Source organism: Rhodococcus sp. NPDC003382 (assembly GCF_053589135.1).
Map to the genome: position 1 here is coordinate 40,785 of NZ_JBSFRH010000050.1, position 6,319 is coordinate 47,103.

A 6,319-nucleotide genomic window follows, 5' to 3' on the forward strand; every position below is an offset into this window, starting at 1 on the left:
CCCGGTCCTCTCAGGTGCTAGTGCAGGACGAATCCGCCGTCGACGACGAGTTCCTGCCCGGTGATGTACGACGCCTCGTCGCCCATCAGGAAGGCGACGGCTCCGACCAGATCCGCGGGTTGCTGCGGCCGCGTCAGGGCCCGGTTGAGCCGGTACAAGTCGTGCCGGTGCTGCGGAACATGTTGTGCCGATTCACTTTCCGTCAGTCCGGGCGAGACGGTGTTGACGGTGATCGCGTACGGTCCGAGATCGCGGGCCATCGTGCGGGTCAGCGCGGACACGCCGCCCTTGGACGCGATGTAGTGCGTGAGCCTCGGGGAACCGTAGTGCGCCGCGTCGGATCCGATGGTGACCACGCGGCCACCGCCGCCCTCGATGATCGAGGGCACGAGGGCCCGGCAGACGAGGAACGTGCCGCGCAGGTTGACGTTCAGGACGCGGTCCCACTCGTCGATCGGCAGTTCGTGCACGGCCTTGCCGCCGACCCCGTCGGCGAGCGCGGCGTTGTTGACCAGCCCGTACAGCGGGCCGTGGGCGGTGACCCGGGCGGCCATCTCGTCGACCGAGCCGGCGTCGGCGAGGTCGACGTGCACGAACTGGGCGGCGATCCCGTCGGCGCGCAGTTTCGCGGCGGCGTCCGCGCCGCGGTCCGCAGCGATGTCGGCGATCCACAGCGCCGCGCCGTCGGCGCCGAGACGGCGGGCGATCGCCAGGCCCAGGCCGCGCCCGGCTCCGGTGACGACGACGGTGCGGTCGTCGAGGGCACCCACGGGTCAGTCCCGGGAGACGCCGAAGACCGCGGAGGTCTCGGGGTAGGTGGGAACCTGCGGCTTCTGCGTGCCGATGATCACGCAGAACAGCGCATCGGTGGTGCCGGTGTTCTTCAGGCTGCGCGGCACGCCGGCCGGCACGACGATCATGTCGCGGTAGCCGAGGGTCCGCTTCTCGACGACGCCGTCGCGGTGGATGCCCACCTCGACCTCGCCTTCGAGGACGAAGAAGGCCTCCTCGGCGTCGTGGTGGGTGTGCTCGGGCCCCTCGGCGCCGGGCGGCAGCAGCATGTTCGAGAACGTGAAGCCGCGGGAGCCGATGGTGCGGGTGTCGTTCTCGTGGTTGCCGGTGGCGCCGGAGCCGACGTAGCGGATCTGGGCGCGCCGGAACTGATCTCCGGCTTTGGTCTGGAATCCGAGGGTGTCCCAGTCCTCGTGGCGGGTGCCGCGGGTCAGGATGAGCGAGTCGGTGAATTCCTTCAGGTCCGCGGTCGCGTAGTCGAGTGTCATGGTGGTTCTCCGTTTCTTCGGTGAGTCGTCGTCAGTGGGTCGAGTGGTTGCTCAGGCGTTCGGTGATTCGCACGAACGATTCGATCCAGGCGTCGAACGCCTCCGGGCGTTCCTGGTTGGCGAGATGTCCCGCCCCGCGGACGGTGACGAACACCGCACCCGGGATGCCGCCGGCGAGAACCTGGCTCGCCGAGATGCCGGTGACGGTGTCGGCGTCCCCGCACAGCACGAGCGTCGGAACGTCGATCTTCTCGAGGTCGCCGGTGTGGTCGGTCGCGGCCATCGTTTCGGCGGCGTGACCGTAGCCGGGCAGCCGCACCGATTCGGCCATGATCGCCGTCGCGCGGTCGACGAGGTGCCGGGGTGCGTCCGCCGACAGCAGCCGCGGGGCGCGACGGCGCGCGAAGTCGGCCGGTCCGCTGCGGTCGAGATCCGCGGCCCGCGCCCGCATGTTCTCGGCGCTGTCGGGGTCGGCGCCGGATCCGACCGACGACGCGCCGAGGATCAGGCTGCGCACGAGCTCGGGGTGCCGCAGCGCCAGCCGGGTGGCGAGTACACCGCCCCAGGACATTCCGAGGATGTGTGCGCCCGCGTCGCCGCACCGGTCCCGGACGATGTCCGCCGCGGCGTCCGCGTAGTCGTCGAGGTCGAGCGGCCGCACCGGGTCGTCGCTGCGCGCGTAGCCGGGGGCGTCCCACGCGATCATGCGGAGCGATTCGGCGAGTCCGGTGAGCTGCGGGGCGAAACTGTCTGCGCTGCCGCCGATTCCGTGCAGCATCAGCACGGCCGGGCCGGTACCGCGTTCGACGACGTGAATCATGATGCCTGCATCCGGTCGAGGCGCGCGAAGGCGCCGGGGTCCGGGATGCCCGCCATGTGCTCGCGGACCTGCCGCGACGGCGGGCCGGCGGTGCCCCACAGGTCGGACAACTCGGGGACGCGGCGCCACACGCGGCACAGCCAGCGGTCCTCGTCGACCTGTGCGATGCCGGAGGTGTATTCGCACACCAGGCCCGCGGGGTCGGCGAAGTAGGAGAAGGTGTTGTCGCCGGGGCCGTGCTTGCCGGGACCCCACAGCGGCAACTGTCCGTGGTGGCGCAGCCGTCCGATGCCGCGCATGAAGTGGTCGACCGTCGGCATCTCGTAGGCGACGTGGTTGACCGACGCCCATTCGGCCTGGTTGAACGCGATGCTGTGATGGTCGGAGTTGCACCGCAGGAACGCCATCTGGTGTTCGGACCAGTCGGAGACGCGCATGCCGAGTACGTCGCAGTAGAACTGCACGGATGCGTCGATGTCGACGGTGTTGAGCACGACGTGCGTGACCCCGACCGGCACCGCGTCGTCGCGAACGAGCGCGGGAACGGCGAGGGTGTCGGCGACGAGTTCGAGGACCCGGCCTTCCGGGTCGACGATCCGCAGTCCGTATCCGCCGCCGGCGTCGTCGATCGGTCCCGGCCCGTGCACGACGGGGATGCCGCGGGCTTCGACCCGCCGGGCAGCCTCGTCCACCTCGGCGGGGGTCGCGACAGCGAAACTGATGCGGCCCAGGCCGTTTCGTTCCGCCTGCGTGAGCTGCAGGACGTGGTGCTGCTCGCCGGTGCCGCGCAGCCAGGCGCCGGTGGTGCCCTGTTCGACGACGCGCAGTCCCCAGACCTCGGAGTAGAACTCGGCGGATTCGGCGGCGGCGTGGGTGCGCAGCTCCACCGAGCGCAGGCGGCGCAGCCGGGCGATGGGTTGGTTCATGAGAATTGCCTTCCAGTGGCGAATGTCATTTATCTTAGCGCTAAGATATTTGCTTGTACAGGTCCCCCGGCCGGAATGTTTTCCGGGACCGGGGAACCGGACGAGGCGGTCAGTCCGCCCAGGGGTCGGGGGCGTCGTCGAGACCGAGATACACGCTCTTCTGCCTCGAATACGCCGCGATACCGGCGCGACCCTTCTCGACCCCGAGCCCGCTCTCCTTGACGCCACCGAAGGGCGTCGAGATGCTGAATCGCTTATAGGTGTTGATCCACACCGTGCCCGCCTCGAGACGGCGCGCCAGCCGCCAGGCCCGGCGGTAGTCCCGGGTCCAGATGCCGGCGGCCAGACCGAACACCGAGTCGTTCGCCTGCGCTAGTAGGTCCTCTTCCCCGTCGAACGGCAGCGCCACCAGGACCGGCCCGAAGATCTCCTCCCGGCACACCCGGGCGTCGTTGGTCAGCCCGTCCACGACGGTCGGCAGGTAGTAGGCGCCGCCCGCGAGTTCCGGGTCGTCGGGAATACGGCCGCCGCACAGGATCCGGCCACCCTCCTCCCGGGCCAGGTCGACGTAGGCGGCCACCGAGTCCCGGTGCGAGGGGTGCACGAGCGGACCGACCTGGGTGCGCGGATCCCGGCCGTTCCCGACCCGCAGCGCGCGGGTGCGCCGGACGAGTTCGCCGAGGAATCGGTCGTAGAGCGTGCGGTCGACGAACAATCGTGAGCCCGCGATGCAGCTCTGTCCGGACGACGAGAAGATCCCGTACATCACGCCCGCGACGGCCGCGTCGATGTCGGCGTCATCGAGCACGATCGTCGGTGACTTCCCGCCCAGTTCCAGCGACACCGGCATCAGCTTCTCCGCGGCCGCGTGGGCGAGGGCGCGTCCGGTGCGGGTGCCGCCGGTGAACGTGACCTTGCCGACCTGCGGGTGCCGGACGATCGCGTCGCCGACGATCGAGCCCTTGCCGGGCAGGACCGACAGCAGCCCGGGTGGCAGTCCGGCGTCGTGGACGATGCGCGCGAGTGCGAGCGAAACGAGCGGGGTCCACTCCGCCGGTTTCAGGACGATCGCGTTGCCCGCCGCGAGGGCCGGGGCGATCTTCTGGGCGTCGCTCGCGATCGGCGAGTTCCACGGGGCGATCGCCCCGATCACGCCGATCGGCTCGTGCACGCTCATCGACAGATAGTTGCCGCGCGGGGCGGTCAGGTCGTCGTCGGTGGTTTCGAGCACCGCGGCGAAGTAGCGGAAGGTCCCGGCCGCGCTGGCGACCAGCGCCGTCGTCTCGCCGAGCGCCTTGCCGGTGTTGTAGCTCTGCAGCAGGGCGAGCCGCGCGCTGTGCCGTTCGATCCCGTCGGCGATGCGGTGCAGGTGCCGCGCCCGCTCGTGGGGCAGCAGCGCGCGCCACGCCGTGTCGGCGGCGGCTGCCCGGCCCGCGGCGACGGCGTCGTCGACGTCGGCGGCGGTGGCCTGGTGCACGACTTGGAGGACCCGACCGTCGGCGGGATCGACGACGGAGAAGGCCGGTCCTGTGGCGCGGCGCCAGGTGCCGCCGACCGCGATCTCGTCGAGGACGGGAACGAACTCGAGGGTCGTGGGGTGGGGAGCCGTGGCGGGACGAAGGTCTGCGGTGGTGGTCACTGGGAGATCTCCTCGAGGGTCTTCTCGCGGGTCTCGACCGCGAACAGGCCGACGACGACCGCACCGACGAGTGCGACGGCGCCGAAGGTTCCGAACACGAGCGCGAGGGTTCCGCCGGCGCCCATGATGCCGCCGACGACCAGTGGTCCGACGATGATGCCGAGCCGGCCGGCGGCTCCGCCGATCGCGCAGCCGATGGCGCGCATCCGGGTCGGGTACAGCTCGGCGGTGTAGACGTACAGGGCCATGTTGACGGCGAAGACGAACAGGGCCGCACCGGCGGACCACAGCAGGACCGACATCGCCGATCCGGTGCCGGTCGCGGCGAGCAGGAACAGCAGGGCGGCGCACAGCACCATCGACGCGGTGATGCAGATGCGGCGGCCGAGATTATCGATGAGGAACGCGACGATCAGGCAGCCGATGAGGCCGGCGACGGTCGTGAAGATGCTGTAGTGCAGCGCGGTGTCGACTCCGACGTCGAAGACGGTGCTGTAGAGGGTGGGCAGCCAGGATGCGATGCCGTAGTTGACGAAGTAGGCGCAGCCCCAGATGGCGGCGAGCATGAGCGTGCGACGCAGGTAGATGCCCTGGAACGCCTCACGGAAGCGACCGCGGGTGGTGTCGGCGACGATCGGGGCGACGGGTTCGGGCTCGGGGAGCGTCTTTCCGTACCGGTCGGTGATCTCGGTTTCGATCCGGCTCATCGCAGCCTCGGCCTCGTCGTGCATGCCGCGGGAGGCGAGCCACCGTGGGGATTCGGGCAGCTTGAACAGCGCGGGAAGCAGCAGGACCGGGACGGCGCCGAGCGCGAACAGGATTTCGTAGCCGAATCGGGGTACGACCCAGGCGGAGACGATCGCCGAGGCGACCAGGCCGATCGGGAAGATCACCTCGTACAGCAGGACGAATCGTCCGCGGTTGTGGGCCTTGGTGATCTCGCCGATGTAGGTGGCCGCGACGGGTACCTCGGCACCGAGGCCGATGCCCTGCACGAATCGGAACATCAGGAACAGCATCAGGGAGTCGGTGAAGGCCATACCGAGGCTCATCACCGCGTACAGCGCGAGTGATCCGATGATCACGTTCAGCCGGCCGACGCGGTCGGCGAGCCAGCCGCCGCCGAGCGCACCGACGAGCATGCCGATACCCCCGATCGCGATGACCCAGGCGACGGATGCCGGGGTGAGATTCCACTTGGGAATCAGCACGGGAAGGGAGTACGCGATCATCAGCTGGTCGAAGCCGTCGAAGAAGGTGACGGCGCCGACGATGACGCGCGCTTTGATGTGCCAGCGGCTCATCGGGAGCCGTTCGAGCCTGGCACTGATCGTCTCGGTGGTACTGGACATGTGTGTCGATACCGGTGTCATCGGGGTCCTCGGTCTCGGAAGCCAGATACTTAAGTCCTTAAAGACTTACCGCTAAGATGTAACCTGGCACACTCCCGATCCGTCAACCATTGACTTTCAATCGAGGATGACATATAGGCGACTGCTTCATCGAAGGTTCGGCGGCGGCCGGGTCTTCGTCCCCGCCCGTTAAGACCCGTGCGTGGTTTCGGCAGCAGCCCCGACCAAAAACCACCACCCCACCACCACCCCCCCCCCCGGGCGGCCCCGCCCAAGAAGAGCGGTGGACCAACCCCGCAACC

Annotated in this window: 6 protein-coding genes; all 6 read right to left on the minus strand. The window is 69.4% G+C overall.

Annotated elements, in window-relative coordinates; translation table 11 throughout:
• Positions 1-17 precede the first annotated feature (17 nt).
• Positions 18-770, minus strand: a complete 753-nt coding sequence (locus ACWDUD_RS25640; protein WP_450111137.1) for a 3-oxoacyl-ACP reductase family protein — start codon at positions 768-770, stop codon at positions 18-20.
• Between the two features lie 3 nt (positions 771-773).
• Positions 774-1,280, minus strand: coding sequence for a cupin domain-containing protein (locus tag ACWDUD_RS25645; RefSeq protein WP_197254263.1), 507 nt, complete (start codon positions 1,278-1,280; stop codon positions 774-776).
• Between the two features lie 31 nt (positions 1,281-1,311).
• Positions 1,312-2,100 carry an alpha/beta fold hydrolase gene (locus ACWDUD_RS25650; protein ID WP_450111138.1) on the minus strand — a complete coding sequence of 263 codons (789 nt, stop codon included), beginning with the start codon at positions 2,098-2,100 and terminating at the stop codon, positions 1,312-1,314.
• Complete coding sequence (locus ACWDUD_RS25655) at positions 2,097-3,026, minus strand: VOC family protein (RefSeq protein ID WP_450111139.1); 930 nt, start codon at positions 3,024-3,026, stop codon at positions 2,097-2,099. Before ACWDUD_RS25655 ends, ACWDUD_RS25650 begins: the two co-directional genes overlap by 4 nt.
• 109 nt (positions 3,027-3,135) lie before the next feature.
• Positions 3,136-4,665 (minus strand): aldehyde dehydrogenase family protein, encoded by a 1,530-nt coding sequence (locus ACWDUD_RS25660; RefSeq protein ID WP_450111140.1) that lies wholly within the window; start codon positions 4,663-4,665, stop codon positions 3,136-3,138.
• Positions 4,662-6,038, minus strand: a complete 1,377-nt coding sequence (locus ACWDUD_RS25665; RefSeq protein WP_450111141.1) for an MFS transporter — start codon at positions 6,036-6,038, stop codon at positions 4,662-4,664. Before ACWDUD_RS25665 ends, ACWDUD_RS25660 begins: the two co-directional genes overlap by 4 nt.
• Positions 6,039-6,319: the final 281 nt, after the last annotated feature.

Bases quoted from the DNA above. Each gene is read 5' to 3' on its own strand.
- ACWDUD_RS25645 (WP_197254263.1), bottom strand. From the start codon at position 1,280: ATGACACTCGACTACGCGACCGCGGACCTGAAGGAATTCACCGACTCG.
- ACWDUD_RS25650 (WP_450111138.1), bottom strand. From the start codon at position 2,100: ATGATTCACGTCGTCGAACGCGGTACCGGCCCGGCCGTGCTGATGCTG.
- ACWDUD_RS25655 (WP_450111139.1), bottom strand. From the start codon at position 3,026: ATGAACCAACCCATCGCCCGGCTGCGCCGCCTGCGCTCGGTGGAGCTG.
- ACWDUD_RS25665 (WP_450111141.1), bottom strand. From the start codon at position 6,038: ATGACACCGGTATCGACACACATGTCCAGTACCACCGAGACGATCAGT.